At 49.1% G+C, this 22,623-nt stretch carries 22 protein-coding genes and 2 other annotated features; of the genes, 4 read left to right on the plus strand and 18 right to left on the minus strand.

Annotated features, from left to right (window positions below; translation table 11 throughout):
• Positions 1 to 133 precede the first annotated feature (133 nt).
• From leuB to ilvD, 9 genes are all read right to left on the minus strand, one after another.
• Positions 134 to 1,210, minus strand: a complete 1,077-nt coding sequence (gene leuB / locus BUA78_RS04940; RefSeq protein WP_072911462.1) for a 3-isopropylmalate dehydrogenase — start codon at positions 1,208 to 1,210, stop codon at positions 134 to 136.
• Entirely contained in the window at positions 1,203 to 1,703 is a 501-nt protein-coding gene (gene leuD, locus BUA78_RS04945; protein ID WP_072911464.1) for a 3-isopropylmalate dehydratase small subunit, read from the minus strand. Before leuD ends, leuB begins: the two co-directional genes overlap by 8 nt.
• Positions 1,703 to 2,965, minus strand: a complete 1,263-nt coding sequence (leuC, locus tag BUA78_RS04950) for a 3-isopropylmalate dehydratase large subunit (RefSeq protein WP_072911465.1) — start codon at positions 2,963 to 2,965, stop codon at positions 1,703 to 1,705. Before leuC ends, leuD begins: the two co-directional genes overlap by 1 nt.
• A gap of 124 nt (positions 2,966 to 3,089) precedes the next feature.
• Positions 3,090 to 4,607 (minus strand): 2-isopropylmalate synthase, encoded by a 1,518-nt coding sequence (locus BUA78_RS04955; RefSeq protein WP_072911467.1) that lies wholly within the window; start codon positions 4,605 to 4,607, stop codon positions 3,090 to 3,092.
• A 19-nt stretch (positions 4,608 to 4,626) separates the two neighbouring features.
• Positions 4,627 to 6,297 carry a biosynthetic-type acetolactate synthase large subunit gene (ilvB, locus tag BUA78_RS04960; RefSeq protein ID WP_072911468.1) on the minus strand — a complete coding sequence of 557 codons (1,671 nt, stop codon included), beginning with the start codon at positions 6,295 to 6,297 and terminating at the stop codon, positions 4,627 to 4,629.
• A 158-nt stretch (positions 6,298 to 6,455) separates the two neighbouring features.
• Positions 6,456 to 7,451: a ketol-acid reductoisomerase gene (ilvC, locus tag BUA78_RS04965; RefSeq protein WP_072911470.1), complete on the minus strand. Its 996-nt coding sequence runs from the start codon at positions 7,449 to 7,451 to the stop codon at positions 6,456 to 6,458.
• Between the two features lie 3 nt (positions 7,452 to 7,454).
• On the minus strand, positions 7,455 to 7,967 hold the full coding sequence (gene ilvN, locus BUA78_RS04970; protein WP_072911471.1) for an acetolactate synthase small subunit: 513 nt from the start codon (positions 7,965 to 7,967) through the stop codon (positions 7,455 to 7,457).
• Positions 7,968 to 7,980: 13 nt separating this feature from the next.
• Entirely contained in the window at positions 7,981 to 9,642 is a 1,662-nt protein-coding gene (gene ilvB, locus BUA78_RS04975; RefSeq protein ID WP_072911473.1) for a biosynthetic-type acetolactate synthase large subunit, read from the minus strand.
• A 173-nt stretch (positions 9,643 to 9,815) separates the two neighbouring features.
• Entirely contained in the window at positions 9,816 to 11,477 is a 1,662-nt protein-coding gene (ilvD, locus tag BUA78_RS04980) for a dihydroxy-acid dehydratase (RefSeq protein WP_072911474.1), read from the minus strand.
• A 70-nt stretch (positions 11,478 to 11,547) separates the two neighbouring features.
• Positions 11,548 to 11,800, minus strand: a binding site (T-box leader).
• Between the two features lie 118 nt (positions 11,801 to 11,918).
• Positions 11,919 to 12,174, minus strand: a binding site (T-box leader).
• A 168-nt stretch (positions 12,175 to 12,342) separates the two neighbouring features.
• Here ilvD and BUA78_RS04985 point away from each other — a divergent pair.
• Positions 12,343 to 12,750, plus strand: a complete 408-nt coding sequence (locus tag BUA78_RS04985; protein WP_084082312.1) for a DUF1694 domain-containing protein — start codon at positions 12,343 to 12,345, stop codon at positions 12,748 to 12,750.
• Positions 12,751 to 12,764: 14 nt separating this feature from the next.
• Here BUA78_RS04985 and BUA78_RS04990 read toward each other — a convergent pair whose 3' ends face one another.
• The 4 genes from BUA78_RS04990 to BUA78_RS20805 are packed head-to-tail and all read right to left on the minus strand — an operon-like array spanning position 12,765 to position 14,813.
• On the minus strand, positions 12,765 to 13,919 hold the full coding sequence (locus tag BUA78_RS04990) for an HD domain-containing phosphohydrolase (protein ID WP_084082313.1): 1,155 nt from the start codon (positions 13,917 to 13,919) through the stop codon (positions 12,765 to 12,767).
• A gap of 30 nt (positions 13,920 to 13,949) precedes the next feature.
• Positions 13,950 to 14,087, minus strand: a complete 138-nt coding sequence (locus BUA78_RS21025; RefSeq protein WP_084082314.1) for a hypothetical protein — start codon at positions 14,085 to 14,087, stop codon at positions 13,950 to 13,952.
• A 25-nt stretch (positions 14,088 to 14,112) separates the two neighbouring features.
• Entirely contained in the window at positions 14,113 to 14,634 is a 522-nt protein-coding gene (locus tag BUA78_RS05000; RefSeq protein ID WP_072911476.1) for a hypothetical protein, read from the minus strand.
• A 50-nt stretch (positions 14,635 to 14,684) separates the two neighbouring features.
• The gene (locus BUA78_RS20805) at positions 14,685 to 14,813 is read right to left on the minus strand and encodes a hypothetical protein (RefSeq protein ID WP_274377375.1); all 129 of its coding nucleotides are present in this window, start codon (positions 14,811 to 14,813) and stop codon (positions 14,685 to 14,687) included.
• 480 nt (positions 14,814 to 15,293) lie between these two features.
• Between BUA78_RS20805 and BUA78_RS05005 the strand changes: the two genes are divergently transcribed.
• Genes BUA78_RS05005 through BUA78_RS05015 form a run of 3 tightly spaced genes read left to right on the plus strand, consistent with a single transcriptional unit; the run spans position 15,294 to position 17,869 of the window.
• Positions 15,294 to 16,295: an ABC transporter substrate-binding protein gene (locus tag BUA78_RS05005; protein WP_238456727.1), complete on the plus strand. Its 1,002-nt coding sequence runs from the start codon at positions 15,294 to 15,296 to the stop codon at positions 16,293 to 16,295.
• Positions 16,296 to 17,093, plus strand: a complete 798-nt coding sequence (locus BUA78_RS05010; protein ID WP_072911477.1) for an ABC transporter permease — start codon at positions 16,296 to 16,298, stop codon at positions 17,091 to 17,093.
• The gene (locus BUA78_RS05015) at positions 17,090 to 17,869 is read left to right on the plus strand and encodes an ABC transporter ATP-binding protein (RefSeq protein WP_072911479.1); all 780 of its coding nucleotides are present in this window, start codon (positions 17,090 to 17,092) and stop codon (positions 17,867 to 17,869) included. Before BUA78_RS05010 ends, BUA78_RS05015 begins: the two co-directional genes overlap by 4 nt.
• Before the next feature lie 158 nt (positions 17,870 to 18,027).
• On the opposite strand, the gene BUA78_RS05020 is transcribed toward BUA78_RS05015, so the two are convergent.
• The 5 genes from BUA78_RS05020 to argF form a co-directional block, all read right to left on the minus strand.
• Entirely contained in the window at positions 18,028 to 18,309 is a 282-nt protein-coding gene (locus tag BUA78_RS05020) for a type II toxin-antitoxin system RelE/ParE family toxin (RefSeq protein WP_072911481.1), read from the minus strand.
• Between the two features lie 2 nt (positions 18,310 to 18,311).
• Complete coding sequence (locus tag BUA78_RS05025; protein ID WP_072911484.1) at positions 18,312 to 18,575, minus strand: type II toxin-antitoxin system Phd/YefM family antitoxin; 264 nt, start codon at positions 18,573 to 18,575, stop codon at positions 18,312 to 18,314.
• Between the two features lie 240 nt (positions 18,576 to 18,815).
• A complete protein-coding gene (gene argH, locus BUA78_RS05030; protein WP_072911486.1) occupies positions 18,816 to 20,183 on the minus strand; it encodes an argininosuccinate lyase in 1,368 nt (455 codons plus the stop codon).
• Positions 20,184 to 20,280: 97 nt separating this feature from the next.
• A complete protein-coding gene (locus BUA78_RS05035; protein WP_072911489.1) occupies positions 20,281 to 21,486 on the minus strand; it encodes an argininosuccinate synthase in 1,206 nt (401 codons plus the stop codon).
• 167 nt (positions 21,487 to 21,653) lie between these two features.
• A complete protein-coding gene (gene argF / locus BUA78_RS05040; protein WP_175548970.1) occupies positions 21,654 to 22,607 on the minus strand; it encodes an ornithine carbamoyltransferase in 954 nt (317 codons plus the stop codon).
• Between the last annotated feature and the right edge of the window lie 16 nt (positions 22,608 to 22,623).

The following is a 22,623-nucleotide window of genomic DNA, read 5'->3' on the forward strand; positions in this document are numbered from 1 at the left end:
TCCCCAATTTTGCCTCACCTCGTTTGCTTTTGGGTATTCCTTTAGGGCCGGGCCTTTGCCATTAGCTTTGCTGGTTTTGGACTACAGGCCCATGGCTACTAGCTAATGGCCAATTGGAGCGGGGTTAAACTGCTTACTCTTGCCGCAACGCCCGTATCACCGCATCTGTCATTTCCACTGTGCCCAGCCGAATTTTGCCCGGTTGCATAATGTCGCCAGTGCGATAATCCTGTTGCAACACGCCGTCTACGGCCCGTTCAATGGCGGTGGCTTCCTCCTCCAGGTTGAAGGTGATGCGCAGCATCATCGCTACAGACAGGATGGTAGCCAAGGGATTGGCCAGGTTTTGGCCGGCAATGTCCGGTGCAGAACCATGAATAGGCTCGTATAAAGCGACTCCCCCGCCCAGGCTGGCGGAAGGCAGCATCCCGATAGAACCGGAAAGTTGAGAGGCTAAATCCGTTAGGATATCGCCAAACATGTTCTCGGTCACCATCACATCGAACTGCTTGGGGTTACGCACCAATTGCATGGCGCAGTTATCCACCAAGATGTGGTTTAGCTCCACATCGGGATATTCCTGAGCCAGTTCTTCTACCACTTCCCGCCATAAGCGGGAGCTTTCTAAAACATTGGCTTTATCTACAGAGGTTAATTTCTTGCCTCGTTTTTGCGCCATTTCAAAACCCAAGCGAACCACTCTGACCACTTCTTGGGTGGTATATTCCAGGGTTTCCACTACTTTTTGACCACCGTCCGGTAAATCTTCCCGGCGCTTTTCCCCAAAATACAGGCCACCGGTGAGTTCCCGAATGATCAAAACATCCAAGCCGGCCACCAGATCGTATTTTAAGGGAGAGGCATCTGCCAGAGCGTAATTCACCATCACCGGACGGAGGTTGGCAAAAAGGCCCAGTTGCTTACGTAGGGGTAATAATGCCCCCCGCTCGGGTCGCAGGTGCGGCTCCAAGTTATCCCACTTGGGACCACCCACCGCCCCCAGGAGAACAGCATCGCTGTTGCGGCAGACTTCCAGGGTTTCTTCCGGCAAGGGATGGCCGGTGGCGTCGTAGGCCGCGCCCCCAATCAAAGCCGTTTCACATTGAAATTCTCTATCAAATCGTTGTCCCACAGCATGCAGTACTCGTACCGCCTGGGGGATGATTTCCGGCCCAATGCCGTCACCGGGTAAGAGGGCAATTTTATACATTTTTGTTCACCCGCTCTTTCACATAGCTGATGAGCCCACCGGCATCAATAATTTGTCGCATAAAATCTGGAATAGGCACCGCCTGGTACTCTTTACCGGTGGTCAGGTTCTGGATCGTACCTGTGGCGGCATCCACCGCCAGGGTATCCCCTTCCTGCACTTCATCAATGGCTTCGGGGCATTCCAAAATGGGTAAACCGATATTAAAGGCGTTACGATAGAAGATCCTGGCAAAGGATTTAGCCACCACACAGGAAACTCCTGCCGCCTTAATGGCAATGGGAGCATGCTCCCGGGAACTGCCACAGCCAAAGTTTTTGGCTGCCAGGATCATATCTCCGGGCTGAACTTTAGAAGCAAACTCCGGATCTCCGTCTTCCATGCAGTGACGGGCTAATTCCGCCGGGTCGGAGCTGTTAAGGTAGCGTGCCGCGATGATTATATCTGTATCAACATCATTACCAAATTTCCATGCTTTACCTTGCAGTTTCATTACAGCACCTCCTCGGGATGGCTAATACGGCCGGTAACGGCGCTGGCCGCTGCAACTGCCGGGTTGGCCAGGTATACTTCGCTTTCGGGATGTCCCATCCGGCCGACAAAGTTACGATTGGTCGTGGCAATGCAGCGCTCACCTTTGGCCAAAATTCCCATGTGACCACCCAGACAGGGGCCACAGGTAGGAGTGCTCACCACAGCACCTGCATCCAGGAAGATTTCAAAGAGACCTTCCCGCATAGCCTGGCGATAAATTTCTTGGGTACCGGGAATCACGATTAAGCGAACCCGCTGATTAACTTTATTTCCTTTGAGGATTTCTGCCGCCAAACGCAAATCTTCAATCCGCCCATTGGTGCAGGAACCAATCACCGCCTGGTCAATCTCTACCTGGCCGGCTTGGCTGACAGGACGAGCATTTTCCGGCAGATGGGGGAAGGCCACCTGGGGCTCTATTTTAGAAGTATCAAAATGATAGACTTGTGTATACTCAGCATCAGGGTCACTGGTGTAGAAGGTATAGGGACGTTTGGTGCGCCCTTCCACGTACTGACGGGTAATTTCATCGGGCTCAATAATACCGTTTTTACCACCGGCTTCAATAGCCATGTTGCACATGGTGAAGCGACCGTCCATGGAAAGCTGCCGAATGGTTTCCCCGGAGAATTCCATCGCTTTGTACAGTGCTCCATCCACACCGATCTGACCAATGGTGTAGAGGATCAGATCTTTGCCCCCTACCCATTTGCCCAGCTGCCCGTGAAAGACAAACTTGATGGATTCCGGTACTTTAAACCAGGTTTCCCCCAGAGCCATCGCGGCTGCCAGGTCGGTACTCCCCACGCCGGTGGCAAAGGCCCCCAGGGCACCGTAGGTACAGGTGTGGGAATCTGCCCCAATGATCACATCGGCGGGTCCCACGAGACCCTGTTCGGGTAACAGGCAGTGTTCAATGCCCATGCGCCCCACTTCGAAGTAGTTGCTTAGTTCTTGTTGATGGGCAAATTCCCGTACCATTTTCGCCTGTTCGGCAGATTTGATGTCCTTGTTGGGAGTAAAATGGTCTGGCACCAGGGCAACCCGATCTTTATCCCAGACCCTGTCTACACCAATTTTTTGAAATTCCTTAATTGCTACCGGGGCTGTAATATCGTTCCCCAGTACTAAGTCTACCCTGGCATTAATAAGCTCCCCAGGTTTTACGCTGTCCTTACCTGCTGCCGCAGCCAGTATTTTTTCTGTTATTGTCATTGGCACGGTACTTCACCTCTCTTGAATTGGTTTCTGGCCATTAACCCTTGGCCATTGGCTTGTTTTGTATAAATGCAAACTTTTACTTTATAGGCCAACTTACCTTCGAAGCCCAAGGTTACCTATCACCTTACCCTTTATCGTACATCAACTTATTCACCGCATTGACATACGCCTTGGCCGAGGCTTCCAGGACGTCGCTGCTGACGCCGCGGCCGGTGTAAACCTTTTCCCGGCCTTCGCAGCGGAGTTTCACCGTTACGTCCCCCAGGGCATCTTTACCGCCGGTGATGGCGTTGATAGCATAGCTGACCAATGTGCAGGAGAGACCGGTGATTTTATCTACGGTTTTGTAGATGGCATCTACCGGGCCATCGCCGCAGGCTGCCTCCTCTTTTGCTTCTTCAGCCATCAGGAGTCTCACGGTGGCCGTGGGCACTACGGTGGTACCACTGGAGATGTGGAAGTAGTCCAATACATAGGTGTCTGGAATTTGTCTGATTTCATCCTCCACCAGGGCTTGTAGGTCTTGGTCGGTAATCTCTTTCTTCTTATCAGCCAGTGCCTTAAAGCGGCCAAAGGCTAAGTTTAATTCTTCGTCAGTCAGGTCATAGCCCAACTGGGACAAGTGCTCCCGGAAAGCGTGCCGGCCGGAATGTTTCCCCAGCACCAGATTATTAGAGGAAATGCCCAACATTTCTGGGTTCATGATTTCATAGGTGGTGCGTTCCTTAAGCACGCCGTCCTGGTGAATGCCCGATTCATGGGCAAAGGCATTTTTACCCACCACAGCCTTGTTGGGCTGTACTGGCATACCGGTCAGTGAACTAACTAAACGGCTGGTGCGATAAATTTCTTTGGTATTAAAACCGGTAGTCAAGCCGTAAAGGTCTTTCCGGGTGTAGAGTCCCATCACCACTTCTTCCAGGGCGGTATTTCCTGCCCTTTCACCAATGCCGTTGATGGTGCCCTCCACCTGACGGGCACCGGCCCCCACTGCTGCCAGGGAGTTGGCCACAGCCATCCCCAGATCGTCATGACAATGAACACTGACAACAACCTTTTCTATGCCCGGCGTCCGATCCATCACCTGGCGGATAAAGCGTCCATATTCCTCCGGTGTGACATAACCCACGGTATCCGGAATGTTAATGACCGTAGCACCCGCCTTGATGACTTCGCCGAAAACTCGGCTCAGATAATCTACATCCGAGCGGGAGGCATCCTCTGCAGAAAATTCCACATCGGAGGTATATTTTTTAGCGTATTTTACGGCTGCTACCGCTGCCTCCAGCACTTGTTCCCGGTCTTTACGAAGTTTGTATTTTAAGTGAATATCGGAAGTAGCAAGAAAAATATGAATGCGAGCTTGCTCAGCTTCCTTGAGCGCCTCGTAGGCGCCGTCAATATCTTTGAAGTTAGCCCGGGCCAAACCGGCTACGGTAACCCCCCGCACCTCTCTAGACACCGCTTGCACCGCGGCGAAATCGCCAGGGGAGGTAATGGGGAACCCAGCCTCAATAATGTCTACGCCCAGGCGGGCCAGTTGCCTGGCAATCTGTAGTTTCTCATTTATATTTAAGCTCACACCCGGAGACTGTTCGCCGTCCCGCAGGGTGGTATCGAAGATATACACCCGATTGCTCAAGCCATTCCCTCCCGTATATTTATTCGCAATCCACTGCGTCGTTAATGTCTTTCCCCGCTAATACCATGGGCATTACATTCTCCTCGGGGTCGATGGCACAGTCCACCAGTACCGGACCCGGCTTTTGGAAGGCCGTCTTCAAGGCATCCTGCAATTCTTCCTGGGATGTCACGGTTAGCCCGGTAAAGCCGTATACTTTGGCTAAATCCGCAAAGTTGGGTACAAAGCTAAAATCTACAGCGATATAGCGTTTTTCACAGTAAAACTCCTGGAGTTGTCGTACCATGCCCAGCCGTCGGTTGTTGAGGACAAAGATCTTGAGCGGTAGGCCTTGCTCGGCAGCGGTGGACAGCTCATTCAGGGTCATCTGGAAGCTGCCATCACCGGTAACCAACACTACCGTTTCCTCTGGCTGGCCAAATTGGGCCCCGATGGCCCCGGGTAATCCGAAGCCCATTACCCCCAATCCCCCGGAGGTAACAAATTTTCTCGGTTTCTTAAAGGTAAAATGCTGTGCCGCCCACATTTGATGTTGACCTACATCAGTGGTCAGAATGCAATTACCATCGGTATGTCGATAAATTTCTTCTATTATATATTGCGGTTTCAGGTAGCCATCTCGCTCCCGGTATTTCGGTGCAAACTCTTCCTTCCAACGGGCGATGGTTTCCCGCCAAGCAAGATTTTGCTTTTTCTCCAAACGTACCAGCAGGGCTTCCAGCACCATTTTGGTATCTCCCACAATGGGTAGGTGAGAGATCACATTTTTACTGATCTCGGCCGGATCAATGTCCACATGAATCACCCTGGCCTGCGGAGCAAAGCCACTGATTCTACCGGTAACCCGATCGTCAAATCTGGCTCCCAAGGTCACCAGTAAATCGCACTCGGTTACAGCCAAATTGGCAGCTCTGTTGCCATGCAGACCCAGCATACCAAGAAACAGCGGGTGATCACCGGGGAAGGAACCCAACCCCATCAAGGTGGCAACCACCGGAGCATCAATGGTTTCGGCCAGCCACAACAACTCTTCCGAAGCCTCGGCATTGACCACGCCCCCACCTATGTAAATCAGCGGACGCTGGGCTTCCATCATTTGCCGGGCTGCCTGGTTAATTTGGGCGGAGTGTCCTTTGACGGTGGGCTTATAGCCCATCAATTCCACAGACTCCGGATATTTAAAAGGAATCTTGGTGTCCGCTACATCCCGGGGCAGGTCAATTAATACCGGTCCCGGTCTGCCCGTACGGGCGATATGGAAGGCCTTTTTAATGATCCCGGGCAACATCCTGGCATCTTTCACCAGGTAATTGTGTTTGGTAATGGGCATGGTAATGCCCGTAATATCTACTTCCTGAAAGGCATCGGTACCTACTTGGGCGGTGGATACCTGCCCAGTAATCGCCACCAGGGGAATGGAATCCATATAGGCATTTGCCAAACCGGTGACCAAATTGGTGGCACCGGGGCCGGAAGTTGCCATACAGACCCCTACTTTCCCGGTCGTCCGGGCGTATCCACTGGCCCCAAAGGCAGCCCCCTGTTCGTGCCGAGTTAAGATGTGCTTGATCTTGCTGTTGTTTAAGGCATCGTAGACAGGGAGGATAGCACCACCCGGATAACCAAAGATTAATTCCACACCCTCTATTTCCAGGCAGCGAACCAACGCTTCGGCGCAGGTAATTTCCAAAGCATATCCCTCCCAAAGATGGCCGTCGGCCTTCAGCCTTTGGCCATCGGCTTTGTTATCGAATCAGTTTTTACCTCAGTTCCCGACCAACCACCCAAATCAAGCCGAAAGGCTGATCGCTGATGGCCGAGGGTCGGCTCCAAAGAAATATCCCAAACCTACTTCTTCCTCAACCAAGGCATCATTTTGCGGAGTTCGGCACCCACTTCTTCGATGGGGTGCTCGGCTTCCATCTTGCGGATGGCATTTAGCTGGGGAGCTTTCACTTGGTTTTCCAGCATCCAATTGCGAGCGAAGGTTCCGTCCTGGATTTCCAGCAGCACCTGCCTCATTTCTTCACGGGTTTCCTCGGTGATGATGCGAGGTCCGATCATATAGTCACCATATTCGGCAGTATTGCTCACAGAGTAGCGCATGCGGGAAAGGCCGCCTTCATAAATGAGATCAACGATTAATTTCAATTCGTGTAAGCATTCGAAGTAAGCCATTTCCGGAGCATACCCTGCTTCTACCAGGGTATCGAAGCCGGCTTTGATTAGTTCGGAAACACCACCGCAGAGTACAGCCTGTTCGCCAAACAAATCGGTTTCGGTTTCTTCCTGGAAGCTGGTTTCAAAAACACCCGCCTTGGTGCAACCGATACCCTTGGCATAGGCCAGGGCGATATCCTTGGCTTTGCCGGTATAATCCTGATGTACCGCCACCAGTCCAGGTACACCATTACCCTCGGCATACATCCGTCTTACCAAGTGACCCGGGCTTTTGGGGGCCACCAGGAACACATCCACATAGTTGGGGGGAACAATTTGGCCAAAGTGAATGTTGAAACCATGAGAGAACATCAGTGACTTGCCTTCGGCTAAATAGGGTTCAATCTCTTCAGCGTAAACACGGCCCTGAATTTCGTCCGGCAGCAGAACTTGAATTACCTGTGCCTGTGCACAAGCATCCGGAACGGTGGCCACTTGCAAACCATCGGCCTCAGCCTTGGCCCAACGAGCGCTATCTTTGCGCAAGCCCACCACTACATCTAAACCACTATCCCTTAGGCTCTGAGCCTGGGCATGCCCTTGGCTGCCATAACCGAGAACGGCAATCTTTTTACCCTTTAAAAATTCCAAATTAGCATCTGCATCGTAATAAACTTTAACCATTGTTTAGTCCTCCTCTTTCGTCTTGGTGATATTGGTATATTTGGCGCCCCGCAGCATGGCTACTTTACCGGTGCGAACCAATTCTTTAATGCCAAAGGGTTGTAGAGCTTCCTCAAAGGCACTAATTTTCTCCTGATTACCTGTACACTCTAAGGTAAGGTTTTTATGACCATAATCCACAATAGCAGCCCGGAAAACCTGGGCAATTTGCATTACTTCTCCCCGGGTGTTGGCATTCGCATTTACCTTAATCAGCACCAGTTCCCGGTCTACGTGGGGGGCGGCAGTAATGTCGCCAATTTTTATCACATCCACCAGCTTGTGTAGTTGCTTACTCACCTGTTCTAAGACCCGTTCATCACCTTCTACCACGATGGTCATCCGGGAGATGGTCGGGTTGTCTGTACGCCCCACTGCCAAACTGTCGATGTTGTAGCCGCGCCGGCTAAAAAGACCGGCTACTCTCGCCAAAACACCTGGACTGTTTTCCACTAAGACTGCCAATGTATGATACATAACATCACCCCTCCTACCCTAACATTTCATTCAGTGCTTTGCCCGGTGGGACAAAGGGTAAAACGTTTTCTTCTCTCTCTATCACAAAATCCATTAACACCGGTTTCTGGGACTGGATTGCTGCCTGCAGTACCTCGGCCACTTCATCTTGACGAGTTATCTGATACCCTTCGGCACCGTAGGCTTCCGCCAGCTTGACGTAGTCCGGACTTTTCATCTCAGAGTAAGAATAGCGTCGATTATATAGTATTTCCTGCCACTGGCGAACCATCCCCAGGTAGCCGTTGTTCATAATTGCCACGTTAACTGGTAACTGATAATCCACCGCCGTAGCCAATTCCTGAATATTCATTTGGATACTGCCATCCCCGGCAATGTCAAATACGGTTTCTTCCGGGCAAGCAACCTGTACCCCAAGGGCCGCCGGAAAACCGTAGCCCATAGTGCCCAGCCCGCCCGATGAGATAAAGGAACGGGGTTTGGTATAGGTGTAATATTGAGCTGCCCACATTTGGTGCTGTCCCACCTCGGTGGTAACGCGGGCCTGACCTTCGGTTAGCCGATAGATTTCCTGGATAATTTGCTGTGGTTTTAAACCACTGCCCTTTTCATTAAATTCAAGGGGATACTCCTTTTTCCAGGTGGCCACTTTATCTTGCCAGGCACCTGCCAACCGAGCCTCTAGACGTTCCAACAGTTGATTTAGTACTATTTTTAAGTCCCCAGCGATGGGAATGTCTACCCGAACATTTTTCCCCATCTCTGCCGGATCGATGTCGATATGAATGATTTTGGCATGGGGAGCAAAGGACTCTACCTTGCCAGTAACCCGATCATCAAAGCGTACTCCCACGGCAATTAACAAATCACAATCGCAGATGGCGTAGTTAGCATATTTGGTGCCATGCATCCCCAACATCCCCAGGGCCAGAGGATGATCCTCGGGAAAGCCCCCTAAACCCATGAGAGTGGTGGCCACCGGTGCCAATAGAGTCTCTGCTAATTGCTTTAATTCCTGATGGGCAGCGGCACTAACCACACCACCACCGGCATAGATCACTGGCCGCTGGCTGATTGCAATGGCTTTGAAGGCTTGGTTTAAAAGTTCTTCTTTGCCCTTGCGGGGTGGGTTATAGCCTGGCAGGTCCAGGAAGCCATTGCGGTGATAATCCATTTCCCCGGCCGAAATATCCTTGGGAATATCAATTAACACAGGACCCGGTCTGCCGGTACTTGCCACATAAAAGGCTTCTTTAACAATCCGCCCTAAGTCCCGAATATCCTTAACGATGTAGTTATGTTTGGTAATGGGAAGCGTGATGCCTGTGATATCTACCTCTTGGAAGGAATCCCGTCCCAGTAAGGAAGTGGGCACCTGCCCGGTAATAGCCACTAAAGGAACGGAGTCCATATAGGCATTGGCAATGCCTGTTACCAAGTTGGTGGCACCGGGACCGGAGGTGGCCAGACAAACCCCAACCTTACCGGAAGCCCGGGCATAGCCATCCGCTGCATGGACAGCTCCCTGCTCATGGCGAGTCAACAGGTGATTTATATCTGAATCATACAAAGCGTCGTAAATGGGAAGTGCTTGCCCGCCCGGGTAACCGAAGATGGTATCCGCACCCATTTCTTTTAAACTATCTATTAAGATCTCCGCACCGGACATTTTCATAGGATAAGAACCTCCTTTTCTGGCTATTGGCTGTAGGCCAGCGGCCTTAAGCCTTTTTCGTCATAATTTCATACATGTATCTAAAGAGCTACGTTTTACTCTCATTCATACAGTACCCAAAGGTTTTTTACAGCCAATGGCTGATGGCCTGACCCCCAAACCATCTCTTACGACTATCCCTTAAGCACCGCTCCCGTTCCTGCTGAAGAAACTTGCTTGGCGTAGCGGGCCAGATAGCCTTTGGTTATCTTGGGTGCCGGAGGGGACCAAGCTGCGCGGCGGCGTTCGATCTCCGCTTCTTCCACTTTGACTTCTAATCGGTAATTGGGAATATCTATTTCCACCAGATCACCTTCCTGAATGAGGGCAATGAGTCCGCCTTCAGCGGCTTCCGGTGAAATGTGTCCGATGGATGCCCCTCTGGAAGCTCCCGAGAACCGGCCATCGGTAAGCAGAGCCACTTCTTTGTCCAACCCCATGCCTGCCAGTACCGAGGTGGGGCCGAGCATTTCCCGCATACCCGGTCCGCCTTTGGGACCTTCGTAACGGATCACTACCACATCGCCGGATTTGATGCGTCCTCCCATAATGGCCTCAATGGCAGCCTCCTCCCCGTCGAATACTCTGGCGGGCCCGGTGTGCTGCAACATTTCCGGCGCTACGGCGGCTCGTTTCACCACCGCACCGTCCGGTGCCAGGTTCCCCCGCAGAATTGCCAATCCACCGGTGTTGCTGTAGGGAGCTTCCACACTACGAATCACATCTCTATCCTTTACCCTGGCCTGTGTCAACAATTCGCCAACCGTCAATCCACTGACAGTCTTATTGTTTTGATTTATCAGACCCTTGTTAGAAAGCTCTTTCATCACTGCCTGGATTCCTCCAGCCGCATATAGGTCTTGAATATGATGTTGTCCCGCAGGACTTAGTTTGCATAAATGGGGCGTTTTCTCTGTCATTTCATTAATCAGGTTAAGGTCTAAAGTAAGACCTGCTTCATGGGCGATGGCCGGCAAATGCAGTACTGTGTTGGTGGAGCAGCCCAGGGCCAGATCCACTGCCAGGCCGTTTTGCAAAGCTTCCTCTGTTAGAATATCACTGGGTTTGATGTCTTCCTGGACCAAAGCCACTGCCCGGATACCTGCCATTTTCGCCAACCTTCTTCTGGCAGCGGAAACAGCCGGAATGGTGCCGTTACCAGGGAGTGCCATACCCAGAGCCTCGGTTAAGCAATTCATACTGTTGGCGGTAAACATACCGGAACAGGAACCGCAGCCGGGGCAGGCGTTTTCTTCCAGTTCCGCCAGTTCCCCTTCGCTCATACGACCGGTATGTACCGCCCCCACTGCTTCAAACATCTGGGTTAAAGAAACATCCCGATCCTGGAACTTCCCTGCCATCATCGGACCACCGCTAACCACAATGGCCGGGATGTTTAAGCGGGCGGCGGCCATTAGCATACCAGGTACCACCTTATCACAGTTGGGAATGAGTACCAGCCCGTCGAAGGGATGAGCCTGGGCCATTACCTCAATGGAATCGGCGATAAGTTCCCGGCTGGCTAAAGAATAATGCATCCCCGCGTGTCCCATGGCAATGCCATCGCAAACCGCGATAGCGGGAAATTCCACCGGCGTACCCCCGGCCAGCCGAATACCGGCCTTGGCCGCTTCGGTAATATCCTTTAAATGCAGATGACCAGGCACAATTTCGTTATAGGAATTAACCACACCAATCATCGGTCGGTTTAGTTCTTCATCCACCATTCCCAAGGCTTTAAACAAACTGCGGTGAGGAGCCCTTTCTAGGCCTTTTTTCATAATATCGCTGCGCATACGTCTACCTCCTAGTGAGAAATAAAAAACTGTAAAAAATATAAAAAACCCCTCGCGCCTGGCATAATATGCCAGGGACGAGAGGTTATCCTTCCGCGGTACCACCCTGTTTGCTCCCAAAGGAGCCACTCATACACAAATACAACCACTGTATGGTGCATTTTTGGTAACGGGTTTCATGAACCCGGCCCCAATTACCAGTGAAAAACACTTTCACGGGGGCAGCTCCCGGGTGAGATTAGCCTGACAGCGACACCGGCTTTCACCAACCCCGGCTCTCTGCAGCCCTGTTTCCAGACTATTTTCCCGTTCAAAGCTTTCTGCAAAGTAAATTACTACATAGTATAATTACTTCGACAAAAGTTGTCAAGGATTAATTTCCTGACATTGAACGAAAAATGAGCTGCAAATCAAAAAACCTCTCACACCTAGCAAAGAATTGCCAGGGGCGAGAGGTTAGCTTCCGCGGTACCACCCTGTTTGCTCCAAAGGAGCCACTTTTCTGCACCAAATACAACTTCCTGTATTGTGCGGTTTAGGTAACGGGTTCCAAAACCCGGCCTCCCTTACTTACCCAATGGTTTTCAGAAAGGCAGCTCCAGGGTGATAAAGGTAACCTGCCATTGGCGCCGGCTTCCACCTTACCCGGCTCTCTGTAGCCCTGTATCAGATTCCTAATCCCTTTCAACGCTGTTAAGTATGTTTTAATTACTACCTAGTATAGTTTTAGAGTCATTGCCTGTCAAGAAGTTATTAGTCAAAATACTGTATAATCTCGTTCTGGGACTCTGGTAATATTTTCTTAGGACATATTTTTACTCAGTTCATGTAACACTACTTCCCAGAGAAACAAGGAGGGAATTCCATGCCAGACGATTCGCACCCCGATCAAATGCTAAACCAAGAGGGCCCTTCGGATTTAGATGTTATTCTTTCAGAAGGTCTGCGGGATAGGGTGACGAGGCAGGCAGAACGTAATTTATATCTGGGCGAACTACGAGAAAGGGTTATTAAATCCTTGAGCTTTGCCCAAGTTAAATCCAGCAAAATTTACCCAGAAATCCTTAAGGCCATTCAAGATCCTCGGGCCAGCCACGTGCTCCTCCACCATGTGGTGCCGATAAAACTAGGGTCTCGCTACGAAAAGCCCGCCCGCGCAAGAGGTCTAACAGTAACCTATGTCAGTGATCCAAATTTTAAGGGACAAATTGGCTTGGTAGTCGCCGCAGCGGATGCTGTGGATGTAGAAAATATCGAGGTAGCCGAATCATAGATCGGCTATTCTGCTTAGCGGGACATGATCGCCAGAAAAACCTCTGCCAATTGAGGGTCAAAATGTTTTCCAGCACATTTTCTTATTTCTTCAAGGGCTTCCCGCGGGCTTTTGCCTTTACGGTAAGGCCGGTCACTGGTGATGGCATCGAAGGCATCGGCAATAGCAATGATTCTTGCGACCAGAGGAATTTCTTTCCCTCGCAAACCGCAGGGATAACCGCTGCCATCATATTTTTCTTGATGGTACATAACCCCGTCATATATTTTTTCCATAACCGATTTGGGTTGGATTTGTTGGATAATTTGTGCCCCAATAACCGGGTGGCTTTTCATGATTTGCCACTTCTCTTCATCCAAAGGTCCGGTATCCAGCAATACACTGTCCCGGATACCAATTTTTCCGACATCATGTAGCAGAGCTGCCTGCTGTAAAAGTTCCTGCTGCTCCTGTTCCATTTCTATCTTTTCTGCTATGAGCAGTGCCAGTTGACTAACCCGCTCCGAGTGCCCCTTGGTATAGGGGTCTCTGGCATCCAACGCGGAAGATAGGGCCCGAATTAAACTGATCATGAGCTTTTCCTGCTTGTCAAACAAAATGCGATTATCGATAATAACAGCTACTTGACTGGCAAAGGTGGCACAAAGCCGAAGGTCCCTGTTACCAAATTGGCTGCCATCCGGTTTATTAATTAACTGCAGACATCCCAATCTGCTCCCCTTACTGACCAACGGGAGCAAAACCATGGAGGACACTGTGTAATTAAGGGCATAGCCGACATTTTCCAACAGCCCACTGCCCTCTCTGCTGCCAGTGGTCACGACAATAGGCTTTCCTCGTACGGTAACACTGTCGATATTGGAGGCAAACTGTTTTAACAACAGGCCCACAGCATCACCATCCAACCCGTAGGATGCCATCGGAGTCATCTGACGTTGTTCCCCAGCCAGCCATAGTAAACCAGTCTCAGCCCCTACCAACAGAGCAGCTTGTTCCATCAGTATTTCCACCAATTCTTCCACACGCAGGTCAGAGCTGAGCAAAGCACCCACTTCGATGAGAGTTTCTACTTCTTCCGAGGTAAATTGATCTCTGTTTTCCGCTTGCTTTTCGTATACATCCACCAATATGTTCTCCCAACGTAAATGTTTGGTATATATATTGGCCATTTCACCACCTAATTCCTGCCATTTTAGTAATTATAAACTATTCTCATTCTTCTGGCAGCAATTGCAACATCTACTCCCTGTTTGGCTAAAGATTTGAGAAATTATATCTTGAATTTTTCTTATAACAATCCAATCCCCCTGCATTGGCATACCTCCGCCCTCATACATGGCTTGAGATACAAAGTTAGTGCAATCAGAATAAATGCGGGATAATTAGTATTATATTATACTTATTGTAATTATTATAAGCCCAATTAGACACCCCATCCCAATCATATGATGAAGTAGCCGTCATTGATCTATCATCTAATATGTTTACTAATTCTTTGCCTTGTTTAAGTAAGTCTTCTTTTTCGTTAACACTATTAAGTGATTGTAATTGAGGGGCAAATTCATTAAGATATAATATTGATGCATTATCCTTTGAACTCCTTGCATATCTTTTAAAATAAGCTATCAAAACATCTTGTTCACCTTGATCTTTAACGTAAGGATATATTTCCTTAATAGCATGCATTACATTTATTTTATCTTCTTTATTTAAAGATGTTGCTTTATCCATTAAATTTGTGTCTTTTTGATGCTTTTTAATAATATTAGCTACCTTTACATCTTCATTATAGTACTCAGTTAAGGTGGTAATAATTATTTTCTCTTCTAATTCTGGGTCAACTAATGTTTCTGCTGCTGTGATACTTTTATCTTTTTCTTTCAAGTACTGTTGAACGTATGGATTTTGAACCGATTTATCTGTGAAACTTGCCTCTATGCTGCTTGTACGAGGTGGTTTGTCTCTTCACCTGCCTTGCTGATGGTACTTGCGAAAGCATAAAGCGGTTGTATTACCAGCGCAACAATGAAAAGAACAACGGGAAGCATTTTAATTCTTTTCACAAAGACCCTCCTTCATAGTTTTATTTTTCCTTTCCCACCATTCCGCATGGGTGGTAACATCACCCCCATTCCAATCTAAAAACAACCCTTATAATCTACATAATAATTGTAATAATAATACAAATCAAAGCCAACTAATTAACTATGACTAATTCCAACTAATTTCTACATATTTTCCTCATTTTGTTTTGATGGTTTATATCATTTTCATCACAATGTTCCACTACTTCCAAATAACATTTAACAATCTACTCAAAATAGACCGGTATTTTAGCAGCTTCCCTTTAGTAGGTGATTAAGTATGTTTTAGGAGTATTTTCGTACAGTCTGGTGTCCCTGGCGTTTACTCCTGATATCTAGAGAATAAATTTAACATTTTAACAAATTAAAGTATTAATTTAAGCAGGTGATGCAGTGTTAATGTAGAATAGTAAGTTTGTAATTGTAAAATCATGTCATAATTTGGGGAGGAGTGGTATTGTGAAGAAGTCTTTTGCGTTACTGGGTGTCTTGCTGATGTTATTAACGATTGTTTTAATCGGCTGTAGCAGTGCCCGAGAGGAAGAAGGAAAGGAAAAACCAGTGCAGTTTAAACTGGCTCACGCCACCTGGGTAGGTTATGCACCGCTGTATATTGCCAAAGAAAAAGGGTTGTTTGAGAAGTACGGTCTGGCCCCGGAATTGGTTGTAATTGAAGATGAGTCCCAGTATGCCGGAGCGATGGCCTCTGGGCAAATTCAGGCCTTGGGTAATGTTGTGGATAGAGAAGTCATCCACTCTGCCAAAGGTACTGCCGAAACCTTTATCTTGGCGATGGATGAGTCCGCTGGTGGCGATGGCATCATAGCTAAAAAAGAGATTACTAAAGTGGCAGACCTAAAAGGTACCACCATTGGGTTAGATAAGTCTAGCACTGCCTATTTCTTTCTCCTATCGATCTTAGAAAAGAACGGTCTGAAAGAAGCAGATGTGACCATCCAAGAGATGTCTGCCGGAGATGCAGGGGCAGCCTTTGTGGCAGGCAAGCTGGATGCAGCAGTTGTTTGGGAACCCTGGCTGACCAACTCTTCCCAGCGGGAAGGCGGCCACGTGCTAGTAAACAGTAAAGAGTACCCCCATACCATTGTAGATGTTATCACGCTGCGTCAGGATTTCCTAAAGGAACATCCGGAAGCTGCTACCGGATTAACCAAAGCTTGGTTTGAAGCTATCGATTTCTACCGTCAAAATCCTGATGAAGGCAATGCCATTATGGCTAAGGCCTTAGGTTTACAGAAAGAAGAGATTGCCGATATGGCCAAGGGGGTAGCTTTCTTTGGCAAGGAAGAGAACAAAGCTTTCTTTGCTAAAGAGGGAGAAAACACCATTTACACCCTGGTCGAACGAGCCGGGAAGTTTTGGCAGGAAAAGGGCATTATTAGCGAACAAGTAAACCTGGATCAGTTAATTGATACTACTTATGTAAATGAGGCTGCTAAGTAAATGCAGAAAAAAGCCCCGGCCAAAGTTTGGCCCAATAGAAGTTATAGAACTTTAACGCTGGCATCTTTTCTCTTTCTCTTTTGTTTGTGGTTTACTCTTAGCGCCAGCGGCGTGGTCAAGGAACTTTTTTTACCTGCCCCGTCTTCGGTGTGGCAGGCTCTTCAGGAAATGTACCGCGAAGGAATTCTCTTGGCCTACACCCTGGATAGCACCTACCGGGTGGTGGTGGGCTGGCTCATGGCTGTGGTGGCAGCAGTTCCCCTGGGAATGCTGGTGGCCAGCTCTAAGAAAGCAGAAGCTCTCTTGACCCCGGTGGTTGAATTTGCCCGCTACCTGCCGGTGGTGGCCATGGTACCCCTAACACTGTTGTATTTTGGCATTGGCGATTTACAAAAATTTGCGGTTATTTTCCTGGGTACCTTTTTTCAACTGGTACTTATGGTGAGTGATGTGGTAGCCAATGTACAGCGGGACTTGCTGCGGGCTGCCGCTACTCTAGGGGCCAGCCGCTGGCAGATTTACCGCCTCGTGCTGCTGCCAGCCTCCCTGCCGGGCATTATGGACAGCTTGCGGATCACCATTGGCTGGGCCTGGACCTATCTGGTGGTGGCAGAACTGGTGGCAGCCAATTCCGGCCTAGGTCATATGATCTTAAAGGCCCAGCGGTTTTTAGCCACCGACCGCATGTTTGCAGGTTTACTCATTATCGGTCTGTTGGGCTTGTTCACTGACCTTTTCTTCAAGTGGTTAACCCGGGTTGTGGTACCCTGGAGTGAGAAGGAAGGTGGAAAAGCATGAGTAAACTCATGGTAGAACAGGTGGGAAAAACCTTTGCCAGCGGGGACATCGTTGTGGAAGCGTTATCCGATATTAACCTGCGCATTGCGGAGCATGAACTGGCGGTGATTGTCGGGCCCAGCGGTTGCGGCAAGTCCACCTTACTCAACATTGTGGCAGGGTTGGAACAGGCCGACAGCGGTATTGTCACCATGAATGGCAGAAGCATTGAGGGGCCCGGCGCAGATCGGGGCATGGTGTTTCAGTCTTACACCCTATTTCCCTGGTTAACTGTGCAGCAGAATGTGGAATTTGGACTGAGAATCAGAGGAATTACTGCCAAAGAACGGCAGGAAATCGCTCGTCATTATATCGATCTGGTGGGACTTGGCAGTTTTGCAGCAACGCTGCCCAAAGCACTGTCCGGAGGCATGAAACAACGGGTGGCCATTGCCCGAGCGTTGGCCAATAAACCGGAAATGTTGCTGATGGATGAACCCTTCGGGGCGCTGGATGCCCAAACCCGCTTGGTTATGCAGGAACTCTTGCTTACCGTCTGGGAGCAGGAGCGCACTACCATTTTATTTATCACCCACGATATTGATGAGGCGGTACTACTGGCGGATAATGTTTATGTGATGTCCCGCCGGCCTGGACGAATTAGGAACCAGATCCAGGTGTCACTACCTCGGCCTCGGGATCACCGTGCTACCGTCTCTCCTGAATTCTCGACCATTAAAAAAGAAATTATGGAAATGCTGTGGGAAGAAAGCCGGACAGCCGCCATTGAAAGATAAGCTATCATTAACACTTAGGGACGGCAAACGATGCGAAACTTCGTACCGCTTGGCCGTCCCCTTTGGTATTATTCTAACAGAAATTATAAAATATATTTTCCCTTTTGACTGTCCCGATAGTACAGCTTTGATTTAATCCTCACATATATGCCACTTCCCTAAAACTCGCTTCTCGAATATCTTACCGCTACAATAATAACTTCTTTTTTCCGCTCGTCGATGCGATAAACGATTGTAAAATTCTTAACAAAAAGTTGGCGATAACCTCTGCTTGCGTAAGCACCTACCCGCCGCCTTGCCCCACGCTGTGGCATAACCTCCAAAGATAAAATTGCTTCCTCCAACTTGTCAATAAGGTTTATAGCCGACAGCTCAGCGTTAATCTCATTAGCAATAAAGGCGAAAATACTGTCTAAGTTACGATAAGCAGCAGAAAGCAACTTTACACAAAATGTTTCCTCCGCAAAGAGCTAAGAGCGTTCCTTGCCTCGTGCAGTTTACCATCTAAACGATATTCTGCCTCCGCTTGGGCAATCTCTTTATCCAGTTCATTTTCATCAAGCATTGCTTCGTAGGTTTCAATGCTCATTACAACCAAATCTCCATAACCGTTTTTCGTAATAAAAATCGGCTCGTTTTTTGCGTGGCATAAATCAGAAATTTCATTGGTATTTCTAAGGTCAGTAATAGGTCTGATCTGCGGCATAATACTCACTCCTTTCGCTGTACATTATTATAACATTATTATGTACATTTTACAATTGATTATAGTGAGACCCCGCCCCACAAACGCATAAATGAATAGTTTGTGACCTTTCTGTTCATTTATGCGTTTGTCGTGGAAGACAGCAACAAAAAGCGAGACGGCAGGGATGTCCCCACTGTCTCGCTATCTTTTTTCCTTCATTCATTTAGAGAATTAAGAGGCTTAGTCTGCCCTTAGGGACTATAGTTTTTCTCTGGTTCGGGCAATGGCCTGTTGAACGGCTTCCGGTGCCGGGCCACCCCTCACTTTGCGGGCAGCAGCACAGTATTCTACCCCAATGGCCGCATAGATATCGTCTGTAAAAACTGGGGAAAGCTCTTGGTATTCCTGCATGGTTAGTTCTTCCAGGTTTTTATTCTGTTGCAGGCAGTAGAATACCGCCTTACCCACGATTTCGTGAGCCTCCCGGAAGGGAATCCCTTTTTTAGCCAAGTAATCCGCCACATCGGTGGCATTGGTAAAACCACCCCGGGCCGCCTTGGCCATATTGTCCTGGCGTACAGTCATGGTAGCAATCATTGGCCGGAAGACCAGCAGACAACCCTTGACGGTATCAATGGCATCAAACAGAGCCTCTTTATCTTCCTGCATGTCTTTGTTGTAAGCTAGGGGAAGTCCCTTAAGCATGGTGAGAAGACCGGTGAGATCCCCATACACCCGGCCTGTTTTGCCCCGAATAAGCTCTGCCACATCGGGGTTTTTCTTCTGGGGCATAATGCTGGAGCCGGTGCTATAGGCATCGTCCAGTTCGATAAAGGCAAATTCTCCGGTGGACCAGAGGATAATTTCTTCGCAGAAGCGGCTTAGGTGCATCATCAGGAGAGACGCAGCAGCACAAAATTCCACAGCAAAGTCCCGGTCACTGACCGCATCCAACGAGTTATCACTGACTTCGGCAAACCCCAACAGTTCGGCAGTATACTCCCGATCCAAGGGGAAGGTGGTACCTGCCAGAGCACCGGAGCCTAGCGGCAGAACATCGGCTCTTTTATAGCAATCTGCCAGCCGCTCCCTGTCCCGTAAAAACATCTGGGTATAGGCCATTAAATGGTGGCCCAGGGTGATGGGTTGGGCCCGCTGCAGATGGGTATAGCCCGGCATAACGGTATGCAGGTGCTGTTCCGCCAAATCCAGCAGGGTTTCTATCAGTTCCTTCAGTTGAGCACGAATTTCGGTAATTTCATCCTTCAGATACATCCGAATATCCACTGCCACCTGATCGTTCCGGCTGCGGGCGGTGTGCAGTTTCTTGCCTACCGCACCAATTTTGGCGGTGAGCAGCTGCTCCACATTCATGTGGATATCTTCGGCTGCAATATCGAACTCCACCTGGCCGCCTTCGATTTCTTCCAGCAGCTTTTGTAAACCCGCCGCTATTTGAGCGGCTTCTTCAGGAGAAATAATCCCCACTTTGCCCAACATGGTGGCATGGGCGATACTGCCTTTGATGTCTTGCTTATAAAGTCTTTGATCAAAAGAAATGGAGGAATGAAAATCCTCCACTAAACGGTCGGTTGTTTTTTGAAAACGTCCGCCCCAAAGTTTCATGGAATACACCTCTTCAGCTCATAGGTATTTCTGTGGGGTTATGCCGTCAGCCATCAGCTTTTTAGGTTTTGGCTGACGGCTGAAAGTTCACAGCAATCTATTTTAATCCAGACTTTTTCTCCATCAGAGCACGAACCTTTAGCGGTAAGCCGAATAGGTTAATAAAGCCCTCAGCATCAGCTTGGTTGTACACTTCATCCCGGCCAAAGGTGGACAGCTCTTCATCATACAGGGAGTAGGGTGAAGTACTTCCCGCGGGCATAATGTTACCTTTGTATAGTTTTAATTTAACAGTACCCGTTACGGTACGCTGGGTATTGTTGACAAAGGCATCTAGGGCTTCCCGCAGGGGGGCGAACCAAACTCCGTCATAAACCAGCTCAGCATAACGCAAGGCAATCTGCTCCTTGTAGTGCAGGGTAGCCCGATCCAGGGTGAGCAGTTCTAATTCATGGTGGGCATACATAAGAATGGCACCACCGGGGGTTTCGTAAACACCACGAGATTTCATACCCACCAAACGATTCTCTACCATATCCACCAGACCAATGCCATTGGCACCGCCGATGATATTGAGTTTTTCTAACAGGCTAATGCTGTCCAGGCGTTCGCCGTTAAGGGCCACAGGAACACCCTGCTCAAAGCCGATTTCCACAAAGGTTGGCTTGTCCGGAGCCTGTTCCGGTGGAACGGTAAGCATTAGCATGTCGTAGGAAGAAGCGTTGGCCGGACTTTCCAGTTCGCCGCCTTCGTGGCTAATGTGCCAAATATTGCGATCCCGGCTATAAATACTTTTCTTGGTTACCGGCACGGGGATACCCCGGGCTTCAGCATAATCAATGGCATCTTCTCTGGAACGAATATCCCATTCCCGCCAGGGGGCAATCACTTTTAGGTGTGGGGCCAAAGCCTTTACCCCTAATTCAAAACGAACCTGGTCGTTGCCTTTGCCGGTGGCACCGTGGGCCACCGCCACAGCCCCTTCTTTTTCTGCAATTTCAACCAACTTTTTGGCAATCAGGGGGCGGGCAAAGGAAGTGCCCAGCAGGTATTTACCTTCGTAAATGGCACCTGCCTTCAGAGTGGGCCAAATGTAATCTTCCACAAATTCCTTGCGCAGGTCTTCAATATAAATCTTGCTGGCACCACTTTGGATAGCCTTTTCTTCCAGCGGGGCCAGTTCTTCACCCTGACCCAGATCCGCCGTCACGGCAATAACCTCGTAACCGTAGTTCTCTTTGAGCCAGGCAATAATAACAGAGGTGTCCAAACCTCCGGAGTAAGCCAGTACAACCTTTGGCATAGTGTGTATGCTCCTTTCTTGAATAAATATGCAGATATGGTTATTATAGCATAAAGCTCTATCATCTATGTAAAATGAAAAAAGGGCAAGGCTTCTTCATTTTCAGCTAAGCTTTTCCATGATTATTCTACCACATTTTACATACGTGACAATTAAATTCTCTTTTTCTACAACAAGGTTGCCAATACAGCCTTTTGGGCATGCAGGCGGTTTTCTGCTTCATCCCAGACTACTGAATGAGGTCCGTCAATAATTTCCGCGGTTACTTCCTCACCCCGGTGAGCCGGTAAACAATGGAGGAAGATGAAGTCTGATTTGGCCTGGGAGCACAATTCTCTGTTCACTTGGTATGCCGCGAAGGCCTTCTCCCGCTCCCGTTGCTCTGCTTCCTGACCCATGCTGGCCCACACATCGGTAACCACCACATCGGCATCGGTTACTGCCTGTACAGGATCGGTCAGGATGGCAATTTGTGCTCCCGTCTCTTGAGCATCCTGTTGTGCCAGTTTCACCACTTCTGCCTTAGGTTCATAGCCCTCGGGGGTAGCAACGGAGATATGCATACCCACCTTGGCACAACCATAGAGCAGGGAATGGACAATGTTATTGCCATCTCCCACATAGGCCAGCTTTAAGCCCTTGAGAGTGCCCTTATGCTCCTTGATGGTTAAAAGGTCAGCCAGAATCTGGCAGGGGTGCGTTAGGTCTGTGAGACCATTAATTACAGGCACCGTGGCATGCTCCGCTAATTCCTCCACTTCGCTTTGGGCGTAGGTACGAATCATAATACCGTCCACCATGCGGGACAGCACCTTGGCGGTGTCTGCCACCGATTCACCCCGCCCCATTTGAATATCTCTGGGACTTAGGAATAGTGCGTGTCCCCCCAATTGAAACATGGCCACTTCAAAGCTCACCCGGGTCCGGGTGGAGCTTTTTTGAAAGATCATCGCCAGGGTTTTCCCTTGTAAATAAGGGTGAGGTATCCCGGCCTTCTGCAGGGCTTTAATGCGGCTTGCTTCCTCTAGTAAAAAATTTATTTGCGGTACGGTAAAGTCGTGTAACGTTAACAAATCTCTACCCTTTAGGTCCTTCCTTACTGTTTCCAGCAACTCTTTCATCTATGTCACACTCCTC

It is taken from the genome of Desulforamulus aeronauticus DSM 10349 (assembly GCF_900142375.1).
In the GTDB taxonomy this organism is placed as follows: Bacteria; Bacillota; Desulfotomaculia; order Desulfotomaculales; family Desulfotomaculaceae; genus Desulfotomaculum; species Desulfotomaculum aeronauticum.

Excerpts from the sequence above, each read along its gene's own strand:
- ilvD (WP_072911474.1), bottom strand. The coding sequence starts at position 11,477 with ATGCGCAGCGATATTATGAAAAAAGGCCTAGAAAGGGCTCCTCACCGC.
- argH (WP_072911486.1), bottom strand. The coding sequence starts at position 20,183 with ATGAAACTTTGGGGCGGACGTTTTCAAAAAACAACCGACCGTTTAGTG.
- BUA78_RS05015 (WP_072911479.1), top strand. The coding sequence starts at position 17,090 with ATGAGTAAACTCATGGTAGAACAGGTGGGAAAAACCTTTGCCAGCGGG.
- ilvN (WP_072911471.1), bottom strand. The coding sequence starts at position 7,967 with ATGTATCATACATTGGCAGTCTTAGTGGAAAACAGTCCAGGTGTTTTG.
- ilvB (WP_072911473.1), bottom strand. The coding sequence starts at position 9,642 with ATGAAAATGTCCGGTGCGGAGATCTTAATAGATAGTTTAAAAGAAATG.
- leuD (WP_072911464.1), bottom strand. The coding sequence starts at position 1,703 with ATGAAACTGCAAGGTAAAGCATGGAAATTTGGTAATGATGTTGATACA.
- BUA78_RS04985 (WP_084082312.1), top strand. The coding sequence starts at position 12,343 with ATGCCAGACGATTCGCACCCCGATCAAATGCTAAACCAAGAGGGCCCT.
- BUA78_RS05010 (WP_072911477.1), top strand. The coding sequence starts at position 16,296 with ATGCAGAAAAAAGCCCCGGCCAAAGTTTGGCCCAATAGAAGTTATAGA.
- leuB (WP_072911462.1), bottom strand. The coding sequence starts at position 1,210 with ATGTATAAAATTGCCCTCTTACCCGGTGACGGCATTGGGCCGGAAATC.
- argF (WP_175548970.1), bottom strand. The coding sequence starts at position 22,607 with ATGAAAGAGTTGCTGGAAACAGTAAGGAAGGACCTAAAGGGTAGAGAT.
- BUA78_RS05035 (WP_072911489.1), bottom strand. The coding sequence starts at position 21,486 with ATGCCAAAGGTTGTACTGGCTTACTCCGGAGGTTTGGACACCTCTGTT.
- BUA78_RS04990 (WP_084082313.1), bottom strand. The coding sequence starts at position 13,919 with ATGGCCAATATATATACCAAACATTTACGTTGGGAGAACATATTGGTG.
- ilvC (WP_072911470.1), bottom strand. The coding sequence starts at position 7,451 with ATGGTTAAAGTTTATTACGATGCAGATGCTAATTTGGAATTTTTAAAG.
- BUA78_RS05025 (WP_072911484.1), bottom strand. The coding sequence starts at position 18,575 with ATGCCGCAGATCAGACCTATTACTGACCTTAGAAATACCAATGAAATT.
- BUA78_RS21025 (WP_084082314.1), bottom strand. The coding sequence starts at position 14,087 with ATGTATGAGGGCGGAGGTATGCCAATGCAGGGGGATTGGATTGTTATA.